The sequence below is a fragment of the Spirillospora sp. NPDC052269 genome, assembly GCF_040679435.1.
Lineage (GTDB): Bacteria > Actinomycetota > Actinomycetes > Streptosporangiales > Streptosporangiaceae > Spirillospora.
In genome coordinates, this window is record NZ_JBFAUU010000012.1 from 1 (window position 1) to 21,015 (window position 21,015).

At 69.7% G+C, this 21,015-nt stretch carries 28 protein-coding genes and 1 pseudogene; 16 read left to right on the plus strand and 13 right to left on the minus strand.

Features of this window, described 5'->3' with window-relative positions:
* Positions 1-211: hypothetical protein (locus AB0L06_RS25195; RefSeq protein WP_500233546.1), on the plus strand; the 211-nt coding region annotated here is incomplete at its 5' end.
* 368 nt (positions 212-579) lie between these two features.
* Here AB0L06_RS25195 and AB0L06_RS25200 read toward each other — a convergent pair.
* Positions 580-1,092 (minus strand): annotated as a pseudogene (locus AB0L06_RS25200) (leucine zipper domain-containing protein); the annotation flags it as partial.
* A gap of 370 nt (positions 1,093-1,462) precedes the next feature.
* Entirely contained in the window at positions 1,463-2,860 is a 1,398-nt protein-coding gene (locus AB0L06_RS25205; protein WP_500233547.1) for a type I glutamate--ammonia ligase, read from the minus strand.
* A gap of 175 nt (positions 2,861-3,035) precedes the next feature.
* On the opposite strand from AB0L06_RS25205, the gene AB0L06_RS25210 reads away from it, so the two are divergent.
* From AB0L06_RS25210 to AB0L06_RS25225, 4 genes are all read left to right on the plus strand, one after another.
* Positions 3,036-3,530 (plus strand): BlaI/MecI/CopY family transcriptional regulator, encoded by a 495-nt coding sequence (locus AB0L06_RS25210; protein ID WP_500233548.1) that lies wholly within the window; start codon positions 3,036-3,038, stop codon positions 3,528-3,530.
* A complete protein-coding gene (locus tag AB0L06_RS25215) occupies positions 3,527-4,432 on the plus strand; it encodes a M56 family metallopeptidase (RefSeq protein ID WP_500233549.1) in 906 nt (301 codons plus the stop codon). Before AB0L06_RS25210 ends, AB0L06_RS25215 begins: the two co-directional genes overlap by 4 nt.
* Positions 4,433-4,533: 101 nt before the next feature.
* Positions 4,534-5,004: a hypothetical protein gene (locus tag AB0L06_RS25220; protein ID WP_500233550.1), complete on the plus strand. Its 471-nt coding sequence runs from the start codon at positions 4,534-4,536 to the stop codon at positions 5,002-5,004.
* Positions 5,005-5,123: 119 nt separating this feature from the next.
* Positions 5,124-5,669, plus strand: a complete 546-nt coding sequence (locus tag AB0L06_RS25225; RefSeq protein WP_500233551.1) for an EF-hand domain-containing protein — start codon at positions 5,124-5,126, stop codon at positions 5,667-5,669.
* A 76-nt stretch (positions 5,670-5,745) separates the two neighbouring features.
* Here AB0L06_RS25225 and AB0L06_RS25230 read toward each other — a convergent pair whose 3' ends face one another.
* Positions 5,746-6,579, minus strand: coding sequence for a M55 family metallopeptidase (locus AB0L06_RS25230; protein WP_500233552.1), 834 nt, complete (start codon positions 6,577-6,579; stop codon positions 5,746-5,748).
* A 193-nt stretch (positions 6,580-6,772) separates the two neighbouring features.
* On the opposite strand from AB0L06_RS25230, the gene AB0L06_RS25235 reads away from it, so the two are divergent.
* Positions 6,773-7,414: a hypothetical protein gene (locus tag AB0L06_RS25235; RefSeq protein ID WP_500233553.1), complete on the plus strand. Its 642-nt coding sequence runs from the start codon at positions 6,773-6,775 to the stop codon at positions 7,412-7,414.
* 67 nt (positions 7,415-7,481) lie between these two features.
* Here AB0L06_RS25235 and AB0L06_RS25240 read toward each other — a convergent pair whose 3' ends face one another.
* On the minus strand, positions 7,482-9,599 hold the full coding sequence (locus tag AB0L06_RS25240) for an MMPL family transporter (protein WP_500233554.1): 2,118 nt from the start codon (positions 9,597-9,599) through the stop codon (positions 7,482-7,484).
* A gap of 111 nt (positions 9,600-9,710) precedes the next feature.
* Between AB0L06_RS25240 and AB0L06_RS25245 the strand changes: the two genes are divergently transcribed.
* Positions 9,711-10,481 carry a TetR/AcrR family transcriptional regulator gene (locus AB0L06_RS25245; protein ID WP_500233555.1) on the plus strand — a complete coding sequence of 257 codons (771 nt, stop codon included), beginning with the start codon at positions 9,711-9,713 and terminating at the stop codon, positions 10,479-10,481.
* A gap of 183 nt (positions 10,482-10,664) precedes the next feature.
* Here AB0L06_RS25245 and AB0L06_RS25250 read toward each other — a convergent pair whose 3' ends face one another.
* Together AB0L06_RS25250 and AB0L06_RS25255 are read right to left on the minus strand one after the other, a co-directional pair.
* Entirely contained in the window at positions 10,665-11,084 is a 420-nt protein-coding gene (locus tag AB0L06_RS25250; RefSeq protein WP_500233556.1) for an ATP-binding protein, read from the minus strand.
* Positions 11,074-11,487 (minus strand): hypothetical protein, encoded by a 414-nt coding sequence (locus AB0L06_RS25255; protein ID WP_500233557.1) that lies wholly within the window; start codon positions 11,485-11,487, stop codon positions 11,074-11,076. Before AB0L06_RS25255 ends, AB0L06_RS25250 begins: the two co-directional genes overlap by 11 nt.
* Before the next feature lie 345 nt (positions 11,488-11,832).
* Here AB0L06_RS25255 and AB0L06_RS25260 point away from each other — a divergent pair, with 345 nt between their 5' ends.
* The 6 genes from AB0L06_RS25260 to AB0L06_RS25285 all read left to right on the plus strand — a co-directional run bounded on the left by AB0L06_RS25260 (position 11,833) and on the right by AB0L06_RS25285 (position 13,946).
* The gene (locus tag AB0L06_RS25260) at positions 11,833-12,693 is read left to right on the plus strand and encodes a helix-turn-helix domain-containing protein (protein ID WP_500233558.1); all 861 of its coding nucleotides are present in this window, start codon (positions 11,833-11,835) and stop codon (positions 12,691-12,693) included.
* A gap of 5 nt (positions 12,694-12,698) precedes the next feature.
* Positions 12,699-12,920: a DUF397 domain-containing protein gene (locus AB0L06_RS25265; RefSeq protein WP_500233559.1), complete on the plus strand. Its 222-nt coding sequence runs from the start codon at positions 12,699-12,701 to the stop codon at positions 12,918-12,920.
* 35 nt (positions 12,921-12,955) lie between these two features.
* A complete protein-coding gene (locus tag AB0L06_RS25270; protein ID WP_500233560.1) occupies positions 12,956-13,210 on the plus strand; it encodes a DUF397 domain-containing protein in 255 nt (84 codons plus the stop codon).
* A gap of 5 nt (positions 13,211-13,215) precedes the next feature.
* Positions 13,216-13,437, plus strand: coding sequence for a DUF397 domain-containing protein (locus AB0L06_RS25275; protein WP_500233561.1), 222 nt, complete (start codon positions 13,216-13,218; stop codon positions 13,435-13,437).
* 48 nt (positions 13,438-13,485) lie between these two features.
* The gene (locus AB0L06_RS25280) at positions 13,486-13,692 is read left to right on the plus strand and encodes a DUF397 domain-containing protein (RefSeq protein ID WP_500233562.1); all 207 of its coding nucleotides are present in this window, start codon (positions 13,486-13,488) and stop codon (positions 13,690-13,692) included.
* A 152-nt stretch (positions 13,693-13,844) separates the two neighbouring features.
* On the plus strand, positions 13,845-13,946 hold the full coding sequence (locus AB0L06_RS25285) for a DUF397 domain-containing protein (RefSeq protein WP_500233563.1): 102 nt from the start codon (positions 13,845-13,847) through the stop codon (positions 13,944-13,946).
* A gap of 41 nt (positions 13,947-13,987) precedes the next feature.
* Here AB0L06_RS25285 and AB0L06_RS25290 read toward each other — a convergent pair whose 3' ends face one another.
* The 7 genes from AB0L06_RS25290 to AB0L06_RS25320 all read right to left on the minus strand — a co-directional run bounded on the left by AB0L06_RS25290 (position 13,988) and on the right by AB0L06_RS25320 (position 19,443).
* Positions 13,988-15,040, minus strand: coding sequence for a DUF8189 domain-containing protein (locus tag AB0L06_RS25290; protein ID WP_500233564.1), 1,053 nt, complete (start codon positions 15,038-15,040; stop codon positions 13,988-13,990).
* Positions 15,041-15,196: 156 nt separating this feature from the next.
* Positions 15,197-15,664 (minus strand): carboxymuconolactone decarboxylase family protein, encoded by a 468-nt coding sequence (locus tag AB0L06_RS25295; protein ID WP_500233565.1) that lies wholly within the window; start codon positions 15,662-15,664, stop codon positions 15,197-15,199.
* A 150-nt stretch (positions 15,665-15,814) separates the two neighbouring features.
* On the minus strand, positions 15,815-16,075 hold the full coding sequence (locus AB0L06_RS25300) for a cell division protein SepF (RefSeq protein WP_500233835.1): 261 nt from the start codon (positions 16,073-16,075) through the stop codon (positions 15,815-15,817).
* Positions 16,076-16,119: 44 nt separating this feature from the next.
* On the minus strand, positions 16,120-16,983 hold the full coding sequence (locus tag AB0L06_RS25305; RefSeq protein ID WP_500233566.1) for an NAD(P)-dependent oxidoreductase: 864 nt from the start codon (positions 16,981-16,983) through the stop codon (positions 16,120-16,122).
* 73 nt (positions 16,984-17,056) lie between these two features.
* The gene (locus AB0L06_RS25310) at positions 17,057-17,635 is read right to left on the minus strand and encodes a TetR/AcrR family transcriptional regulator (protein ID WP_500233567.1); all 579 of its coding nucleotides are present in this window, start codon (positions 17,633-17,635) and stop codon (positions 17,057-17,059) included.
* Between the two features lie 33 nt (positions 17,636-17,668).
* Positions 17,669-18,574, minus strand: a complete 906-nt coding sequence (locus AB0L06_RS25315) for a phytanoyl-CoA dioxygenase family protein (RefSeq protein ID WP_500233568.1) — start codon at positions 18,572-18,574, stop codon at positions 17,669-17,671.
* Between the two features lie 305 nt (positions 18,575-18,879).
* Positions 18,880-19,443, minus strand: coding sequence for a helix-turn-helix domain-containing protein (locus AB0L06_RS25320; protein WP_500233569.1), 564 nt, complete (start codon positions 19,441-19,443; stop codon positions 18,880-18,882).
* Positions 19,444-19,510: 67 nt separating this feature from the next.
* Between AB0L06_RS25320 and AB0L06_RS25325 the strand changes: the two genes are divergently transcribed.
* The 3 genes from AB0L06_RS25325 to AB0L06_RS25335 all read left to right on the plus strand — a co-directional run bounded on the left by AB0L06_RS25325 (position 19,511) and on the right by AB0L06_RS25335 (position 21,015).
* Positions 19,511-20,182, plus strand: coding sequence for an AzlC family ABC transporter permease (locus AB0L06_RS25325; protein WP_500233570.1), 672 nt, complete (start codon positions 19,511-19,513; stop codon positions 20,180-20,182).
* 11 nt (positions 20,183-20,193) lie between these two features.
* Positions 20,194-20,478 carry an AzlD domain-containing protein gene (locus tag AB0L06_RS25330; protein ID WP_500233571.1) on the plus strand — a complete coding sequence of 95 codons (285 nt, stop codon included), beginning with the start codon at positions 20,194-20,196 and terminating at the stop codon, positions 20,476-20,478.
* 81 nt (positions 20,479-20,559) lie between these two features.
* A complete protein-coding gene (locus AB0L06_RS25335; protein WP_500233572.1) occupies positions 20,560-21,015 on the plus strand; it encodes a MaoC family dehydratase in 456 nt (151 codons plus the stop codon).

Consider the following 21,015-nt stretch of genomic DNA (forward strand, 5'->3'; position numbering starts at 1 on the left):
TCTCTGCGGCCTTCGCTCCGTGGCGACTCATTTACTTTATCAGTTCCGCCCGGCTTGTCAATTTCCGGCCGATCCCGATTCCGCGGTTCCCGTCCGCTTTCGCGGCCGTTCCCTGCAGCACTTCTATTTCACCAGATCCGCACCGATTCGCAAAATCGAGCTTTTCCGACGCCATCAGAACATGCGGGCACGACGGATCGAATCTGCATGATCAGTGATGGTCACGCTCTCCGGGCCGGCCACCGCTCAGCGGCGTCCTGCATCCCTCTAGGCGCGAGGAGAGACGCTACCCGAGGGGTGGAGTGGCTGCAACTTGATCGCGGGATGCGCGGACGGACGCGGGTGCCAGGCCAGGGGAGCCCTTGCTCAGCACGCTCGGATAGCCAAGGACCAGGTTCTCCCGCACCCCAGTTTCCGTTGGACACCGTGGCTCCGTGACCGAGTCCAGCCGTCGAACAGGCCCGCTACCGGTCGGCCGGCGTGGCCGGGCTCCCCGTCGACCTCCGCCCGGGACGGGCATCGGTGCCATTGGCTGACCAAGTGCGACATCGCCGGCAGACAATCGACCGACGTCGCCCCACCACGTGCCCGGACAACCTCAGCGGCACCGACCACGGCGACAACCTCCGACCACTGTGCGCCGACGTCCAGGTGGATCATGTCGCTCGGCGCTGGATGCTCATACCGGCGGGTGCTGTGGCGGGAGGCTCGGATCTGCTGTCCGGTGAGCGGGTCGCAGGCCGCCAGCACGGGCATGTTGTGGCGGCGCAGGATCCGGGGGACCGTGCGGGCCGGTACTCCGGTGGTCGCGGCGATGTGGTCGGGGCCTGCCCGCAGCCGCTGCCGGGCGGCGATCATGCGTTGCTCGACCTCGGCGGGGGTTCGTGACGGGCAGGAGCGGGGTCCGCTGCGCCGGTCGGCCAGCCCGTCCCAGCCCTCGGCCTGGTAGCGGCCCACCCACCGGTGCGCGCACTGGCGTGAGACACCCAGCTCCGCGGCCACGTGCGCGACCGGACGACCGTCCTCCACGACACGACGAACCAGCAGGCATCTGCCATGAAACGTCAGCCGGGCGTTAGCGTGACCCGTCAAGACCTCCGGGTGTGGGTGAAGCGTGCAAACTCCACTATGCCCGGAGGTCTTCTTCCTGATCGAACACCTACCGGTCAGGTGTCACCAAGATCATGACCAAGCCGGCTCCCCGGCACTTCGGAACCTCAAGCGTCCGTCGAAGGCCCGAGCGGTTCCGGAGCCCGGAGGACGCCATCCTGCATGTGATCATGAACGCGCTGGCACACCTTCTGACCTGTGGAAACAGGAATCGGGTGGATGGCGGATCACCACAAAGCACGCGTCTGAGGGCTCTGCTGGTGCGGTTTGGGTTTAGCGCCCGTCCGGGGTTCAGATCCCCGATCCTCCGCCACTGATCAGGGCCCCGCCGACGTCGTCGATGGGGCCCTGATCAGTGGCGCCAGCGGGTGGTGGCGGTTATTTGCTCGGGGGTCGCGTCGTCCAGGAGGGCTATCTCGCCTCGGCGGACGACTGAGACGGTGTCGATGACGGCGTCGCCCAGGGCCTGGCGGAGGACGGGGTCGGCTTCGAAGGCGGCGACGGACTCGCTCAGGGTCGTTGGCAGTGGGGTGATGCCGGCGGTTTCGCGTTCTCGGGTGGGGAGGGCCGCCGGGTCGGTGGTCACCGGGGCGGGGAGGGTTTCGCGGGCGTCCAGTCCGGCGCGTCCGGCGGCCAGGAGGGCGGCCAGGGCCAGGTAGGGGTTGGCGGACGGGTCGAAGCACTTCACCTCGAGGTTGGCGGCGCGGTGGCGTTCGCCGTGGGCGCCGGTGATGAAACGGAGGGCGGCCTCCCGGTTCTCGGGGCCCCAGCAGGCGTAGGCGCCGGCGCGGCCGGACGGGACGAGGCGCAGGTAGCTGGCCATGGACGGGGCGCCGATCGCGAGGAGCGCCGGGAGACGGCGCAGGATTCCGGCGGCGAACGCCTCGCCGGCCTGGGTCATGCCGGACGGGCCGTCCCCGCCCGCCATGGCGTTGGTCGAGGCGGCGCCGTCGGTGCCGCGGCGCCAGAGGCTCAGGTGGACGTGGCCGCCGTTGCCGAGGGACGTGAGTTCGGCCTTGGGTGAGAAGGACGCGACCAGGCCGTGGCGCAGGGAGATCGCGCGGATGGTCTCGCGGACGAGGACGGCGGTGTCGGCCGCGCCGAGCGGGTCTTCGGCGGCGACGGTGAGTTCGTACTGGCCGGGGGCGTATTCGGGGTGGATCTGCTCGACCGGGACGCCGGAGCCGTCGAGGGCGACGAGGACGTCGCGGAGGTAGTCGGAGAGCTCGCTGATGCGGGTCATTCCGTAGGCCGGACCGTTGCAGGCGGGGGTGAACTCGTCCCAGCCCTTGTCGGAGACGACCCATTCCATCTCAAAGGCGGCGCGGGCGGCCCAGCCCTGGGAGGCGAGGCGGGTCATCTCGCGGCGGAGCAGGGAGCGTGAGTCGAGGGGGTGGACGGTTCCGTCCTGGGTGTAGCGGTCCGCGGGGGCGAGGGCCCAGCCGGGGAGGGCGGCCAGGGGGACCAGGCGGTCCAGGTCGGGGTGGAGCCGGAGGTCGCCGACGGGCGGGCCGCCCGCGTACCGGCCTGTGACGACCGAGTCGTCCAGGAGGAAGGCGTCCAGGCCGGGCGGGACGCCGATGCCCCAGGTGGCGGCGTGTTCGAGCCGGGACAGCGGGACGGCCTTGACCCGGGCGATGCCGCTGGTGTCGACCCAGACCAGGATCACGGCGATGACGTCCTGTTCGGCCAGCCGGGTGGCCGCGGCGGCGGCCCCCGCGCCTTGCAGCGTGCGCTCATCGAGGTCCATGACAGCCTCCTGGGCTACGTTATGTAGCTAATCGTTACGATATGTATCCGATGGACGGGCTGTCTAAGCTCTCGTCTCGGAGGAGTTCTCCACGCTCCGGCCATTGGTCCGGCAGAATTCGGTCGTTTCCGACTGGTCCTGTTCGGGCCCGGACGTGGACGGAGAGGGGTTCAGGGTGGCGCGACGTCCTCTCGGGCGACTGGAGGCCGAGGTGCTGGCCGTCCTCGCCGCCGCGGACGCCTTCATCAGCACCGTCGACCTGTGCGAGCGCATGGTCGGCGCGCCCACGCGGTCGACGTTGAACACGATCCTGAACCGGCTCCTAGACAAGGGGATGGTCCAGCGCGTCCGGGTCGGGCGTCAGTACGAGTACCGGCTGGCGGTGGACGAGGCGGACGTCGTCGCCGGTCGCATGCACGAGCATCTGCGGCTGGCCAGCGACCAGCAGTACGTACTGAGCCGGTTCGTCGAGACGTTGAGCGGGGAGCAGGCGCGGATCCTCCGGGTCGTCCTGAACGATCTGCCGGTCGGCGTCGGCGAGCAGCCGAGCGTTGGCGACGGTCTGCCGGGCGACGGTCTGCCGGGCGTCGGTCCGCCGGGTGTCGGTCTGCTGGGCGTTGGCGACGGTCTACCGATCGTAGGCGAGCAGCCGTCCGAGGGGGCGCGGTGAATCTGTTCACTTTCCTGCCGGTCGCGGTGACGCTGCCGCCGGCGGTCCTGCTCGGGTGGACGCGGGTGCCGCTGCATCCGGTCTGGACGGCGCGGATCCTGGTGACGGTCGCGGGCACGGCGACGACGTCCGCCGTCGGGACGGCCCTGTTCGTCGCGGTGAACTACGGGGCGACGCTGGCTCCGGACGCGGCGGACCGGCTGCCCGAGTGGATGCTGTTCGGGGACGACGAGCCGGTTCCGTCCGCGTTCGGCGTTATTGCTGTGGCTTTGTTCGCGTTCGCGTGTGTTGTCGCGGGACGGGTCGTCCGGCGGAATGTCTCGGGGACGCGGGAGGCGCGGCGGCTGAGCCGCGGGGTGCTCGAATGCGATGAGCCGGTGGCCATGGCCGTCCCGGGGCGGCGCGACGGAGGCGTGCTGGTCTCGCGCGGGTTGCTTCGGAGGTTGAGCGGGCCCGAGCTGGCGGTCGTCTTCCGGCATGAGGAGACGCATCTGCGGCACGCCCATCACCGGTATCTGCTGGTCGGGGCGCTGACCAGTGCCGTCCTGCCGTTTCTGCGCCCGCTGGAGGCGCGGTTGCGGCTGGCGCTCGAGCGTTGGGCGGACGAGGAGACGGCGGACGCCACAGGCGATCGGGTTCTGGTCGCCCAGACAATCGCGAAGGTCGCTTTGGCAGGCACGGCGGGTCGGCTGGGCGAGGGGGCTGGGGGTGGGGTCGTTCGGGACCTTCCCGGGTTCGCCGAGTCGCAGACGGTCGAGCGGGTGCGGGCGTTGCTGGCCGCGCCGCCTGCGCGGAATCCGGTGACCGGTCCGGTGGCGCTGCTGGGCAGCAGCCTGACGACCGGGCCGTTCGCCGCCGCCGCGCTGCAGCTGGACCGGGCGCTCGGGCTTCCCTTCCTCTGACGCGCCCTCCCCACGCCGTCCGACCTGACAGGATCGGCTTGATCAACTTCGAATCATCTACGACACTTGTCGCAGATAACTCGATCCGGGGAGTTGCCTCCATGACGTGTTTCTTCGACGCCGCGCACGGTCCGGGCGTCCACTCCATCCTGTGGACGCCGCAGTGGGGTGCGGCGCGCAACGTGACCGCCTGCCCCGCCTGCGCGCAGCGCTGGGCCGTGTACCAGCAGCAGATGGCGTCCGGCCAGCCCGGATACCCGGCGGCCCAGCCGGGATATCCCGCGCCGCAGCAGGGATACCCGGCCCCCGGCTACCCGGCGCCCGGCTACGGACAGCCCGTTTACGACGACCATCACCACCACGACTACGACCGTGACGACCACCGGGAGCGGCGCGGGCCCGGCTGGGGCGGCGTGGCCGCGGCCGGCGCGGCGGGCCTGGTCGGCGGTGCGCTCATCAACGAGATGCTGGACGACGACGAGCCGAAGCAGGTGATCCAGGAGGTCACCAACATCGAATACAACGAGTACAACGACTTCTCCGACGACGGGGACGGCGACGGCGGCTGGTGACATCGGCCGAGCCTGGACCGTCGTCGCCGCGGCGCGACGGCGGTCCAGGCAAAGGTGTCGACTCATCATTTGACCACTCTTGGTAATTAGAGTGTGACTGAGTGCATATGGTCGAGTGCATGAGTGATCTGCGTACACGCAAGTTCCAGCAGTGGTTCCAGGGCGCCGACGTGGACGGTGACGGAGTCCTGAGCCGCGAGGACATCGTTCAGATCGCCGAGCGCGCGGTGGAGGCGAAGGGGATCCCGCCCAACTCGCCGCACGCCCGGCAGCTCAACGAGTCGATGGACCGGTTCTGGATGGAGATCATCGCTCCGTACGACGCCGACGGGGACGACGCGGTGGACGCCGCCGAGATGACCGAGGGGTTCCACGCCGCCCTGACCGACCGGTCCCGGTACTCCGAGCAGATCAAGTGGGTCGCCGACCTGGTCTTCGACCTTGGCGACTCCGACCGCGACGGCCTGATCACGCTGGCCGAGTTCAGCCAGGTCTTCGGCGCCGGGATGCGCGTCCCGGACACCGACTGCGCCGCCGTCTTCGGCCGGCTCGCCGCGTCCGGGGCGGACGGTCTGGGCCGTCCCGAGTACCACGACGCCGTCGTCGAGTTCTTCTACGGCGACGACCCCAAGGCCCCCGCCAACCACCTCTTCGGTCGCATCTGACCCGAAGGGCGCGAGGGCGCCCCGGCGGCGACTCCGTCAGTGAGCGCGATGCCGGGGCGCGGCCGAAACGCGGGTTTCAGCAGTAGGGCGCCTGGTTGGTGAGGGAGGCGGCCACCCGCATCCAGACGCCGAAGAGCCGGTACAGGTCGGGCAGGGCGCCACTGGCTTGGACGGTGCGGCTGTCGGTCGCGGTCACGCCGGGGATGCCGAGCAGGGTCGAGGCGACCGAGGCCGACTGCCAGCGGACGGTGAGCGTGGAGTCCTCGGAGTCAGCGGCAGGGGCGGGACCGCGAGGGGCGCTGAGGCTGTCGGCCGCAGCCGTCTCGATCGCCTGACGTGCCTCGTCGACGGGGACCAGCTCGGCGGAGAAGCGGTCGCCCGCGTTCTTGACGGCCACGCAGGTGACGGCGGGGTCCCATTTGGTCATCTCCGCGCAGGCGGTGTCGTCCCCGGACAGCAGGACGACCGGGACGCCGAGTGCGGCGGCGGTCGCGTGCGCGAGTCCGATCTCGCCGACGGGCCGGCCGTCCAGCCAGATGTCCTCGATCTCATGGCCCATGAAGCTGTGGCTCAGCACGCCCAGGGTGCCGGCGCGGGAATGGAAGCCGATGCAGAGCACCGCGTCATGAGTGGCGTCCAGTCCCTCGAGCATGATCATGTTCTTGGGCTTGCCGCGGACCAGCCGGGCGACGGGATGCAGCAGGTCGGGCAGGAGATTGCGCATCGGGCCGTGCGCGTCGTTGACGGTGATGGCGGTGGCGCCGGCGGTCAATGCGCCGCGGATCGCCGCGTTGACGTCCTCGGTCATCATGATCCGGCCGCGTTCGTAGTCGCGGCCGCCCGGCTGGACGTCGTCCGCGTCCACGAGTCCGGTGACGCCCTCCATGTCAGCGCTGATGTAGACGTGCATGCTGCACACTCCCCCCAAGTTGATCACCTGTGGGACGCCGCGGCCCGGCCTTTTGTTCGGCGGGGGCTGGGCTGGGGCCCACTCGGGATTGGGGGGTCAGGTCCCCGGTGGGTGGGCGCTCAGGTCCAGTGGCTGGGGGTGTTGGAGGGCGAAGACTTCGAAGCGTTCCACTCACACGTTGATGGGAAACGCGATGAACCTCCTCCTCGCCCGCCGTCTCACCGGAACCGCTGGACTCGCCGCCGCGGTGGCGGTCTTCGTTGAAGTCCCGCTGTACTTCGTCTACTCGGGGGCGCCGCCCGCCTCGAACGTTCTGAGCCGGCTGCTCATCGGGGTGCTGGGGCTCGGGTTCATCCTCGCCTTCACGATGTTCTTCCGGGAGCTCATCAGTCAGGCCAGTCCGGAGAACGCCTGGATCGGACGGTTCGCCGGGGGCATCGGACTCGCCTACGTCGTCGTCACGCTCGTCTCGTCCGGGCTGGAGGCCGGAGCGGTGATCGCGTCCGACCATCCGATCGACCCGACCATCACGGTCAACGGCACCTACATCCTCTACGGGACCATCGACCGGATGCTGCTCGCGATGTTCCTCGGATCGGCCGGCCACGCCATCCTCCGGACGTCCATCCTGCCGCGCTGGGCGGGCCTGCTGACCTGCGCCCTCGCCCTGGTCAACCTGGCCTTCATGCCGTCGATGTTCTTCGGCAACACGCCCGCGCACTTCTACGCCGCCAACGGCTGGGGAACCACCGCCCTCATGGGCGCGGTCTTCAGCTGGTGGCTCCTCGGCACGGCGATCGGCCTGCTCCGCCGTCCGAAGGCGGTGGCGGCCTGATTCCGGCACGCGAAAACGCGGAACGCCCCGCCGGTCCCGGCGGGGCGTTCCGCGTGTTGGAAGGTCGTCACCTGGCTTCGAGCACGGGCTCGCGGTCGGGGGTGACGGCCGGTGCCGCGGGGGCGGCGTCGTGGCGCCGGAAGAGCTTGCTGGGCCACCACATCCAGCGGCCCACGTCCAGGGTCAGCGCGGTGACCAGCACCGACCGGACGATCATGGTGTCGAGCAGGACGCCGAACGCCACCGCGAAGCCGAGCTCGGCCGCGAACACCAGGGGCAGCGAGGCCATCGCCGCGAACGTGCCGGCCAGCACCAGGCCCGCCGAGGTGATCACGCCGCCCGTGGCGGACAGGCCCTTCAGCGCGCCGCGCCGGGTGCTGCCCTCCTCCTCGGCGATCTCCCGGACGCGGGTGACCAGGAAGATGTTGTAGTCGACGCCCAGGGCGACCAGGAACACGAAGGCCAGGAGCGGGAAGGAGGCGTCCGCCCCGGCGAAGTGGAACACGTGGTCGAACACCAGGCTGCTCACGCCGAGGGTCGCGGCGAACGAGAGCACCACCGTCACCATCAGGAGCAGTGGGGCGACGATCGCCCGGAGCAGCAGCGCGAGGATGAGGAACACCACGCCGAGCACGATCGGGATGATCAGCTTCGAGTCGTGGGTGGCCGCGTTCTGCGTGTCGAGAGTGGTGGCCGCGTTGCCTCCGACCTGGGCGTCCGCCGCCTCGATCCCGTGGACCGCGGTCCTGATCCGCTTGACGGTGTCCATCGCGGCCGCGCTGCCGGGAGCGGCCTTCAGGTCTCCGGCGACGAGGACCTCATCGCCCTTGACCAGCGGCGGTGCGACGTTCGCGACCCCGGGGACGCCGGCCAGGGCCTTCCCCACCCGGTCCGCGGAGGACGCCTTGGCCACGATGTAGACGGGGTCGCCCGAACCGGCCGGGAAGTGACGGGCCTGGATCTCCTGGCCGACGGCCATCGGGGGCTTGTTGGTGAACTGGTCCGTGCTGGAGAGTCCGTCGGCCTTGAGCCCGACCACGGCGACGGCCATGGCGCCGAGGACGAGGGCGGTCCCGATCCAGACCGTCCGCGGGCGGCCGGAGATGACGGTGCCGATCCGGGTCCAGAGGCTTTCCTTGTTCTTGGCGGGCGCTCCGTGCACCGGCTTGACCGGCCAGAAGATCCAGCGGCCGAAGATGACCAGGAGCGCCGGCATCAGGGTGACCATGGCGAGCAGCCCGACGACGATGCCGATGGCGCTGGCCGGGCCGAGGCCCTGGGTGGAGCGGAGGGTGGCGAGCATCAGCAGGGTCAGGCTGATCGCGACGGTGGCCGCGCTGGCGATGATCGCCGGGCTGCTGCGGCGCAGGGCCTCGGCCATCGCCTTGTGCCGGTCCTCGTTCCGCAGCAGCTCTTCCCGGTAGCGCGAGGTGAGCAGGAGCGCGTAGTCGGTGGCGGCGCCGAACACCAGGACGGTGAGGATGAAGCTGGTCTGCGCGTTGACGGTCAGTCCGGCGTGCTTCGCCAGCAGGTAGACCACCGCTTCCGACGCGCTCAGGGCTCCGAAGGCGGACAGCAGGGGCAGGAAGGGCAGGAACGGGCTGCGATAGGTGAGCAGCAGAATCGCGATCACGACCAGGGCGGTGATGGCCGTCAGGGCGCCTCCGCCGCTGAACGCCTTCATCGAGTCGGCCGCGTACCCGGCCGGACCGGTGACATGGAACCCCAGGCCGCCGCTGTCCTTCTTGCCGATGTCGGTCATCGAGTCGACGACCTTCTGGACGCCTTCCCAGCCCGTTTTGTCCATCTGTACCTGGACCACGGTCTGGATGGCCTTGCCGTCCTCGGACTTCACCGGACCCTGTGGCCGGCCCACGACAGGCCCGGTCTTCGTGAAGGCCTCGGCGTCCGCCTGGGCCTTGGCCATGTCGGCGGCGGTGACGCCGCCGGGCCGGTTGTAAATCACGACCGCGGGCGTCATGCCGGACGGCAGGAACTTCTCGGACCGCTCGACGACCTTGGTCGACTCCGCCTTCGCGGGCAGCCAGGCCGAGACCTCGTTCTTCTGAACGTCGCCGAGCTTGCCGGCGAACGTGAAGGCCGGGATCAGCAGGGCCACCCAGAGGGCGAGGACGACCCATTTCGCGACCCTGCCGCTGGGCAGGGTGAGCACGTTGCGAAGCATGCGGAACTCCTTAGCGAGGCGTTGGAGTCGGCTCCTCGGCCCCTCGGATTGGAACTGCGATACATAGAATCTATGGAGCAGTCTCAGGTGTCAAGTATTAAGATGTTCCACATGAACGATCTGGTGGTTGCCGCCATCTCGGCGGCGAAGGAGCGGGGCCAGGACGTCGCGGACGTCCCGCTGACGGCGATCGCGACGACGGCCGGCATCTCGCGCAGCACGCTGCTGCGACGGCTCGGCGGCTCCCGGGCCGCACTGGACGAGGCCGTCCGGCAGACGGGCGTCGACCCGGGCGGACGGCCTCAGGTGCGGGAACGCGCGATCGAGGCGGCGGCCTGGCTGGTGGCCGAACGCGGCCTGGGCGGTGTCACGCTGGACGATGTCGCGGTCCGGGCCGAGTGCTCGCTGCCCAGCCTGCACACCGTCTTCGAGGGGCGGGACGGCCTGCTCGCCGCCGTCTTCGAGAAGCACACCCCGCTGCCGGACCTGGCGACGCTCGCGGCCGACCCGCCGGAGACCCTCGAGGACACCGTCCGGGCGATCCTCCAGGCCCTCGCCGCGGACTTCGAGCGCGAGCCGCGCGTCGTCCCGGCGGCCTTCGCGGACGTGTTCAGCCGTCCGGACGGCCCCGCCGCCCGGACGATGGCGAAGAGCTTCCCGCGGCTGTTCGACTCCCTGACCAAGCTGCTGCTTCCGCACCTCGAAGCCGGACGGTTGCGCCCGCTGCCGTTCACGGTGTTGCTCGGGCAGCTGTTCTCCCCACTGGTCACCCACCTGCTCCTACGCCCGGTGGTCGCCCCGCTGTACGGCGAGCTGCCGTCCATCGAGGACGTCGTCGAGGAGTACGTGCAGGCCTACCTGCGGGCGGTCGCCCTCCCGTAGAAGTCCTGACGACGACTGGGCGCTTCTCTGTCCTACGACCCGCCTTCGGCCGAGTCCTCCTTGCGAGCCAGCGTCGCCTCGGCCCACCGGTGGGTGATGCCCTCATGCAGGTGGCGTCGATATGCGTCCGGTCTTCGCGCGCGTGGAAGCCCCGACGGCGAAGTACGCCGCCGGGGCTGGTCTCTACGACGCGTCCGGGACGGGTTCCAGGACGAACCAGACGCGGAGGCGTCCGTCGGGGAGCTTGCGGCATCCCCAGGTGTCGGTCAGAGCCCGGATGATGACCAGGCCGCGTCCGGTCTCGCCGTCCGGGTCGTCCACGAGGTGCGGCAGGGTGTCGCCGCCCGCGTCCACGACCTCGACGCGGACGCGCTGGTCGTCGGCGTAGGCGCTGACCTCGACGACGTCGCCGTCGCCGTACCGGACGGCGTTGGTGAAGACCTCCGACACCAGCAGCTCGCAGTTCTCGTAGGCGGGATGGTTCGGGCCGAGCGCTCCGGAGACCCACGCGCGGGCCCGGCTCGCCTGCTCGGGGTCGGACGCGAACTCCTTGGTTCCGAGGCACGGCAGGTCGCCGCACATGTCCACGCGCTCAGGCGGCATCCCTGCCTCCGTCCGGCGAGTGAAGCAGCCCAGCGATCCGTCCGAGAAGGCCAGGCCGAACGTCCTCCTGCACACACCCGCAGGTGCAGAGCCCGTCCGTGTGCGTCCCCCTCGGACGAGGGACGTCCGCAACCGGCACGGACGTCGCCGAGTGCAGCGCACGTCCCTCGCCCTGCGCGAACGTCGCGTGGTGGATCGCGGCTTCGAGTTCCCAGGGCGTGCACGCCTCCAGGAGCCGACCGCCGATCATGGCCCACCAGTGGCCTGTGCTTCTGCCGTACCACGCGACGACCTGCGGATACCGCGCGGCGATCCGTCCGACGGCCGCACGAACAGCGTCGTGCGGGACCTCACCGCGTGCGTCGGTCTCAGCTTGGAAGATGACCGGTCCGCGTATGCTCATCCTCGCCTCCCATGTGGGGGTGAAGCCGTGTGGCCGGGCGGGCCTGGACTCCTGCACCCGGCCACACGGCGGCTTGTTTCTCTCTTCTCTTATCGCCGGTCAAGGGCTCTGCCCTCCCGACCTGGCAGCGCCGACACACTCGAAAGTCGTCGCCCCAAACATCTCGAACGCCCCGAAGGCTCCGATCACGCTTGGTACTGTTCTGGTCACATCATGAAGCGATGTCGTCCCAAGTGGAAGCTCCAACTCGGAAGTCGTCCGATAGATGAGCGAATGTCCGCCCCCGTAGGCATCGGCAACCGCCGACCAACCCGAAATCACTCAGCCGCACAGACGGAGAGGCCGATGACCGCTCTTCCTGACCGTCGAAGCCCGTCCATCCGTCGCCGACGCCTGTCCCGCGAACTCCGCGGTCTCCGGGACGCGTCCGGCCACACCGCAGAGGAGGTCTGGCGCGCCCTGGAGTGGTCACAGGGCAAGATGAGCCGCATCGAGCAAGGCGACTGGCGCCGCCCCAATCCGCGGGACGTCCGCGACCTACTCGACTTCTACAAGATCCAGGACGAGGCCAAGCGCGAATCGCTGATCAACCTCGCCCGGGAATCTCGCCAGCGCGGCTGGTGGGAGACCACTGAGTTCGCTGGTCTCTTCGCCAGCAGCCTCGCCGGGTTCGAGGCCGAGGCCAAGAGGATCTACACCTACCAGCCCCTGGTGATCCCGGGCTTGCTACAAACCCCCGCCTATACCCGCGAAGTCATCCGTCGCTCCATGCTCCGCGACCCCATCGAGATCGGTCGCCGAGTGGAGTACCGAATGAACCGGCAGAAGCTCCTTGAGCACCCCGACCCGCCCATGCTGTGGGCGATCATCGACGAGAGTGCACTGCGGCGACCATTCGGCACCACGGCGGAACAGGCCGAGCAGATTCAGCGGCTGATCGACACTGGCGAGTCGGACCACATCATCGTGCAGGTCATTCCGTTCGAGGCGGGGCTGCACGGTGGGCTGACCTACGCCTACATGCTGATGGACTACGACTTGGATCCGTCGGTGGTCTACATCGAACTGGGCAATAATGCGCTGTATCTGGAGGAGCCGAAAGACCTTGAGGCTCATAGTCTGAGGTTCCAGCATCTTCAGAGTGCGGCCTTGGAAAGGGACGCGACCCTGGAGTGGCTGGCGGACCTGCTCAGTGAACTGAGGTGAGGACCATGCAGCACCAAGCCCCGTCCCGCTCCGGCCTCTCCGCCGCGTCGTGGCGGAAGTCGTCCTACAGCCAAGGCGAGGGAGCCGATTGCGTTGAGCTCGCGCGCGTCGCAATAACTGTCTGCGTGCGGGACTCCAAGGACAGGAGCGGCCCAGGGCTGGTCCTTTCCCCTGCGGAAGCCCGAACGCTGGCTGTCCGCATCAAAGACGGCGAGCTCGACCTTTAGACACATCAGGCTCTTCGGACACTGAGGTGAGGACCATGCAGCACAACCCACCATCCCGCTCCACCTTCGCTGCCGCGTCGTGGCGGAAGTCGTCCTACAGCCAGGCGGAAGGCGCCGAGTGCGTCGAGCTCGCACGCATCGCGGCGACCGTCTGCCTCCGCGACTCCAAGGACGCGGACGGCCCAGCGCTGACCTTCTTCCCTAGCCATGCGAGGGCGCTGGTCACCCACATCAAAGACGGCAAGCTCGACCTCCAGAAGCGCTGCCCCCCTCTTCGAATCCAGAGGTGAGGACCATGCAGCACAACGCCCCGCCCCGCTCCGCCCTCGCTGCCGCGTCGTGGCGGAAGTCATCCCATAGCCAGGGAGAGGGCGCCGAGTGCGTCGAGCTCGCACGCATCGCGGCGACCATCTGCCTCCGCGACTCCAAGGACGCGGACGGCCCAGCACTGGTCTTCTCCCCCAGCCATGCACGCGCGCTGGTCACCCTCGTCAAGGACGGAGAGCTCGACCTCTGAGCACGACCGGCTCCGTCCACACGACCGGCACGAGGAACGGAGAACTCCATGGCCACCACAGGCGACACTCCCCGGCTCGTCTGGCGCAAGAGTGTCCACAGCGACGCTGGTCACGGATGCGTGGAACTCGCCCGATTCCCAGGCCAGGTGGGTGTACGCGACTCCAAGGACACCGGTGGCCCAACGCTGTCCTTCACCTGCGCACAGGCGCGGGCGCTGGGCGTCCGCATCAAGGACGGCGAGCTCGACCTCTAGCACGACCGGCTCTGTCCGGACGATCAGCACGAGGAACGGAGAGTTTCGTGGCCATGACCAGCAACGATCCACGTCCCGTCTGGCGGAAGAGTAGCCGTAGCACTCAGCAAGGCGAATGCGTCGAACTCGCATGATTCACGGCGGCCGTGTGCGTGCGGGACTCCAAGGACGTGGGTGGTTCGGCGCTGGCCTTTTCTGTTGAGCAGGCTCGGGGGTTCGTTGCTCGCATCAAGGACGGCGAGCTCGGCCTTTAGGTGCTGCCTGCCGGGTTGCGCCGTCCTGTGGCGGGGTTGGGCTAGGCGGTGAAGGTGAACTGGTAGTGGGTCAGGCCTGCCTTGGAGGATCCCGCCACCACGTTGAGGTAGGAGCCCCAGAAGGCGGCGGCTATGAGCTTGTCGACTGCGGCGGTCTCGAAGACCTGGGTCGTCCACGCTCCGTATCGGACGGTGGGGTCGGCGGGCTGCTCCAGCACCCAGAGGGTGCCGCCGTAGACCACGGCCGCCACCAGGAGCTTGCTCGGGCCCGGTAGCAGGACGGGGCGGACGGCCGGGTCGGTGTTGGGACGTGCGGTCTCGTCGTACGGAAGTTCGGCGGACGGCGTCCAGGAGAGGTCGGCGTTCTGTTGAGTGAACGACAGGACGTTGTCGGCGCCAGAGGAGTTGGCGCCGTAGACCGCCATGAGCGGGGCGGTGGTCTCCGGAGCGGCGACCAGGGGGCCGGTGACGCTGGTGATGGGGTTGGAGAAGTCTCCCCAGGAGCCGTTGGGACCGGTCTGCTGGATCACCCAGAGTTCGCCGGACATGTTGGCGTGGAACAGCACCTGACGACCGTCCGAGGTGGTGGCGACCGCTATGTCGCGGATGTTGCCGCCGCCGAACTGGGCGCATCCCGCGCTCTCCAGGCCCGCGTCGCCCGTCCAGGTATGCCACAGGGCGCCGTCGGTCCCGACGAAGTACGTCTCCAGCCGTCCGTCGGCGTTGCGGCCGAGGATCGGATCGCCGGTCATCAGCGCGCCCGCCGGGTTGACCGGGGCGTTCCAGACGCCCGGACCGCCCTTCGTGTCGCCCAGCAGCATCAACCGGCCGTCTCCGTCGCGGTAGAACACTCCCACCCGACCGTCGCCGACCCGCTGCGCGACCGGGGCGCCGGCGGCCGCCACGGACTTGCCGCCGACGGTCACGGGCGAGAAGCCGTCCGGGGCGGCGCCGGGCTTGATGCGGGCCGCCTGGATCTGGCCGCCCGCAGTCGCGAACACGCTCATCGAGCCATCGCCGTTCCCGACCAGGGAGACCGCCTGGTCCGGGGCCGCGGCATCGATGGTGTAGGACGTCATGCCCGTGATCTTCATGATGCTCCTGCCTGCTCGCTCGGCCGTGTTCCTGGATTCAACGTCCACGGAGGGCAGCGGAAAAGTCACAGAAATGACCCCTGACCGGATACGGACGTCGGAGGCCGGGCCGCTCGAGGCCCGTGCGACCATTGGCTGCTCGCGTCCACCACTGGCCTACGACCTGCCCTGCGCTGAGCCCTCCTGACGCGTGGACGGCTGCTCGGTGCGGCGGCGGCGGGTGATGGCGTTCATGCCGGTGGTGGTGTTGATGAGGGCTATCAACATCAGCAGGTCCGAGAGTTCGTTCTTGGTGTAGTGCTTGGCGGCGTCCGTCCAGGTTTCGGTGGCGGCGCCGCCTTTGGCGATGCGGGTGGCCTGTTCGGTCAGGTCCAGGGCTGCTCGTTCTGGCTCTGTGAACGCCTTCGAGTCGCGCCAGGTGGTCAGCAGGTTGATGCGGGTCTCACCAGTTTGCGCGGCGGTTCGGCTCCACGCGTGGGTGTCGCCGTTGAGCTGGCCGGCGCGGAGGATGACCAGGTTCTGGATCGCGGACGGCAGCGTCGATTCGCCGAGGATCGTCCTGCCTGCCAGACCGAAGTGGTCAGTGGGCTTGGCCGTGGTCGGATTGGTCGAACGAGCCGCCATGGTGTGCTCCCGGGTTTCGTAGCCGTTCGCATACCTGACGCCGGTGGTCCGATCTTTGTGACGCGGCGAGGGGATGGAGTGCACCACACGGCTTCGGTCGGGGCGCGGTGATGGGGCTCGACATCAGGGCGTCCCGACCGGGCTCACGGGTCAGTGCGAGGTCAGGTCCCAGGGCAGAACGACGGCCTGGCGGTTGATGCTGCCGGGAACGAGGAGGAAGACCCTGGTGTCGAGGCGTTCCATGTCGCCGCCGCGGCCGAAGACCAGGCCCGCGGCGAAGTCGACGAACTGGCGGGCCACGTCCTCCGGGAGGTCGGTCAGGTCCATCACCACGGGCACCCGCTTGTTGCGGAAGAAGTGCCCGACATGCAGAGCTTCGTTGTAGTCGCGCGGCCGCAGCGTCTTGACCATCACCCCGCCAGTCTCCCCGAGCCCGGCCTCACGTCAAGCCGCGATCAGGAGAAGCTCGCGTGGTAGGTGGCGGACATGTCGAGCTCGCCGTGGCCCTGTTCGATGGCGCGGCGGAACCGGGCGCGGGCGGCCTCGGCCATGTCGAGGCGGACGTTCACGGACGCGGCGGCCTCGGTGATCAGGCGCGTGTCCTTCTCGGCGTTCCGGACGGTGAAGCTGGGCGTGAAGTCGCCGGCGAGGACGGAGCGGAGCTTGGCCTGGAGGTAGGGGCTGTCCATCGGGCCACCAGTGACAACCTCGGCGAACAGGGCCGGGTCGAGGCCGAGCGCCTTGGTGAGCGCGAGGGACTCGGCGGCGATCGAGGTCATCGTGATGCCGTAGGCGACGGCGGCGAGCTTGAGTCGGGTGCCCGCGCCGGACGCGCCGTCCTCGTCCAGCCAGACGGTCCTGATGCCGACGGCGTCGAACACGGGCGCGAGTTCGGCGCGCGCCTGCTCGGGGCCGGCGGCGAGGATCACGAGTTTGCCCTGTTCGGCGGGCTGGCGGGTGCCCTGGACCGGGGCGTCCACGAAGGTCAGGCCGTGTTCGGCGGCGAACGCGGCGAGCGGGGCGACGGCCTCGGTGCCGACGGTGCTCATCTGCGCCCAGATCTGGCCGGGGCGCAGGGCGGGGGCGGCGGCCTTCATCGCGGCGAGGACGGCGTCGCCGTCGGTCAGCATCGTGATGATCACGTCGGCGTCCCGGACGGCCTCGGCGGCCGTGTCCACGACGGTCGCGCCGTGCTCGGCGAGGCCCTCGGCCCTGGCTCGGGTGCGGTTCCAGGCGGTGAGCGTGATGCCGGCGCGGGTGAGGTTCGGGGCCATCGCGGCGCCCATGATCCCGGTGCCGAGGAGGGCTGCGGTCGTCATTGCTTCGGTTCCAATCTTGACTGAGCGTTACACAAAAAGGGCGCGCGGAAGCGCGTGGCGGGGGCGGGGCGGTTCAGAGGACGGCGAGGGCGGTGTCGACGACGGCGGTGAGGCGGCGGCGGTCGGCGCCCGCCTTGCCCTGGACGCGCAGCCCCTGGATCGTCGTCACGAAGAAGTCGGCGATCGCGGTGACATCGGCGTCGGGGCGGAGGTCGCCGCGTTCGCGGGCCCGGCGTAGGACGAGGGTGATCGCCTCGGCGGTCCGGTCCAGGGAGGTGCCGACGACGCGGGCCGCCGTCCGGTCGCGGGGCAGGCGCTCGACGGCGCTGTTGGTGATCAGGCAGCCGCGCCGCTCGGGGTCGTCCACGGTCTGGTCGACCAGGTGCAACAACAGGTCGCGCAGGACGACGCGGACCGGCTCGTCCCGGTCCAGGCGTTCGGCCATGGCCGCGCCGGAGCGCTCGGAGTACTGCTTCAGCGCCGCCGCGTACAGGCCGTCCTTGCTGCCGAAGGCGGCGTAGATCGACCCGCGGCCGAGCCCGGTCGCGGCGACGAGGTCCTGAATCGACGTGGCCTCGTAGCCGAGCCGCCAGAAGACCTCCACGGCGCGCTCGACCACGGCCTCGGTGTCGAACTCCCTGGTTCGTCCCATGGCTGGGACGTTAGCGGTTTCTGTAACGAACGGTCAAGTTATGCGGAGGGGGTTGTCCAGGGCGCGCTTCTCGTGGTCGACGGCCAGGTCCTCGGGCATGCGCTCGGAGTCCGAGGCGCGGACGAAGTCGCGCAGGGTGGTGCCGGTACAGGCGGCGTCGACGTTCGGGGCGCCGCGATGGGCGCGGACGTCGTCCAGGTGGACGGTGCGGAAGTCGATGCTGAAGCGCGTCCTGCCCGAGGTGTTCGGGACGGTCGAGTGGAACTGCGCGCCGGAGAAGACCAGCAGGCCGCCGGCCTCGGGGACGACCCGGATCTGCGGGTCGAGTTCGACGGGTTCCTCGGGTTTCGGCTGTTCGCGGGTGTCGGTGCCGATATGGCTGGCGGCGGACAGGCGGCTCGTCCGGTTCCATTCGGCGTAGTCGTAGCGGGCGCTGCCGTTCTTGACCGGGCGGTCGAAGTAGCGCGGGTGGAACGCCATCGCGTTCTCGGGGACGATGTCGAAGACCGGAATCCACCAGTTGACCTGGTTGAACGGCGCGGAGTACCAGCAGTCCCGGTGCGGGTGGAAGGCGTAGGAGATGCCGGTCGTCAGGTAGTCGTCGGACGTCGAGGTGCGCAGCCGGGGCACGTCGAAGTAGGTCCGGGACGGGTCGCAGCCCATCTCCTCGAGCAGCGCGGGCAGCAGGACCCGGCAGCGCGGATGGTGGATGAAGCGGGGTTTCAGGTCGGCGAGCAGCGCGGCGAACTCGCCGACCTCCATCTCGTGCTGCGCCGTCTCCGGGTCCCGGTCGCCGAACGCCTCGGCGACCAGTTCCCGGGCGAAGTCGACCAGCGCCAGCGACGCCGGGGTGGCCGCGTAGACGAACACCTCGCCCTGGAAGAGCAGCCCCCGCCGGGTGTCGTCGTCCAGCGCGGCATTGGAGAATACAGAAGTCACCGCAACATGCCCCCTTGCCCCCTGTTCACCATCGTTCCGGACGAATAGTGACTCAGGTTCCGACGAATTTCCGCCGGGCGGGGGCGAACTGACCAGAACAGGTCAGATGGGGCCTGAGCTGCACGGGAGCGCGGCGTGGCGGGAGCGCGGGAGGGGCATTAGGTCCGAGCCGGTGCCGCTTTTCCGGACGGGCCTTGATCGACCATTCGTAACGGCTTTTGCGAATCCCGTTACGACGGACCGGAAGACGGACCGGAAGACGGACCGGAAGACGGACCGCATGGCGGGCCGCATGGCGGGCCGGATCAGGTGTGTTCGGAGATCAGGGTGGCGCGGGTGCCGGGCTCCAGCGCCTGGAAGGTGTGCGGGAGGTCGCCCGGGTAGGCGATGTAGTCGCCGGGGGCGAGCTCGACGGGGTCGTCCAGGGGGCCGACCAGGGCGCGGCCGGTGCTGATCACAACGTGCTCGACGACCCCGGGCATGTGCGGGTCGGACGCGCGGGGCGGGCCCGGCTCGGCGGTGATCTGGTAGACGTCGCGGCGGGCGCCGGGCGGGCAGGACGCCAGGACGGTCGCCCGGTAGTAGGCGCGGTCGGAGGCGATCGTCGGCCCCTCGCCCGCCCTGATCACCTGGACCCGGGGGACGGGCTGCGCGACGAGCTGCGCGAACGGGACGTCCAGCGCGACGGCGAGCGCCCACAGCGTCTCCACGCTCGGGTTGCCCGCGCCCGACTCGAGTTGGGACAGCGTCGACTTGGCGACCCCGGCGCGGCGCGCGATCTCGGTCAGGGACCGGCCGGTGCGGGTGCGCTCGCGGCGCAGCGCCGCGGCGATGAACTCCATGGGCGTACGGGCGGGCTGCTCGCTCATGGATGTTCATCTTAGAGAACAAGGTTCGATTTGACGAACAGGGCACAAATCGTTCAATCTGGACTACGTGCGTTCGATATGGAGAACAGTCGACCGGGACATCGTGCTGGTGTGCCTGGCCGTGGGCGTCACCTCGGTGTCCTACGGCGCGATCTCGGTCGCCTCCGGGCTGCCGTTCTGGTTCCCGGTGGTGATGGGGACCCTCGTCCTCGCCGGATCGTCGGAGTTCCTGTTCGTCGGGATCGTCGGGGCGGGCGGCTCGCCGATCGCGGCCGTGCTCGCCGGGCTGCTGGTCAACTCCCGGCACCTGCCGTACGGGCTGGCACTGCCGGACGTCCTCGGGAGCGGATGGCGGCGGCTGCTCGGCGTCCACCTGATGAACGACGAGGCCGTCGTGTTCGCGCTCACCCGGAAGGACCCGGCGCGCTCCTACTGGACGTGCGGTATCGGCGTCCTGCTGTGCTGGCCGCTGGGGGCGCTGCTCGGCGCGGGACTCGGCTCGGCGGTCAGCGATCCGAACGCGCTCGGGCTGGACGCGATGTTCCCGGCGGTGATCCTGGCGCTGATCCTGCCGTCACTGCGGGACGCGCGGGCACGCCGTCCCGCGCTTCTGGGCGCCGTCATCGCGCTCGTGTGCGTGCCGGTGCTGCCCGTGGGGCTTCCGCTGCTGGCCAGCCTTGCGGCGCTCGCCGTGCTTCCGCTGTTCAACCGCAAGGTCGTCGAGCGGGGGCAAGCATGATCGTCGCCGCGATGCTCACGCTCGCTGTCGGGACCTACCTGATCCGCCTGTCCGGGCCGCTGCTGCGGAAGCGGATCACGTTCCCGCCGACCGCCGAGAAGCTGCTCGACACGTCCGCCGTCGTCCTGCTGACGGCGCTGGTCGCGGTCACCGCGCTGACGGAGGGGAGCGGTCCGGCAGACGCGGCGCGTCCTGTCGGTGTGCTGGTCGGAGGCGTCCTGGCCTGGCGGAAGGCGCCGTTCATGGCGACCGTGCTGGCCGCCGCCGCCACGACCGCGCTTCTGCGCCTGCTGTGAGGCGTGGGGACAAGAGGAAGTGGTGCGGGTTTGTCGGGTGCCGCATTGCCGCAGGTCGGGCGGACGCCCAAGGATCGTCCCATGAGGCGTTTCGCGAGTGTGGACGAGTTCACCGCCGCCAAGGGCGAGCATCTGGGTCACAGCCCGTGGCGGACGGTGGAGCAGAAGCAGATCGACCTGTTCGCCGAGGCGACCGACGACCGGCAGTGGATCCACGTGGACCCCGAGCGGGCGGCCGCGGAGGGCCCGTTCGGCTCGACCATCGCGCACGGCTTCCTCACGTTGTCCCTGGTCAGCGCGCTCGTTCCGGAGATCTTCCAGATCGAGGGGCTGTCCATGGCCGTCAACGTCGGGCTCAACCGGGTGCGTTTCCCCGCGCCCGTGCGGGTCGGCTCGAAGATCTGCGGCGGCGCCGAGCTGGTCGACATCAAGAACTCCCCGGCCGGACGGCTGGCGACGATCAAGGTGACGGTCGAGGTCGAGGGCGAGCGGCGCGCCGCCTGCGTCGCGGAGACGCTCTCCTTGTTCGTCCCGTAG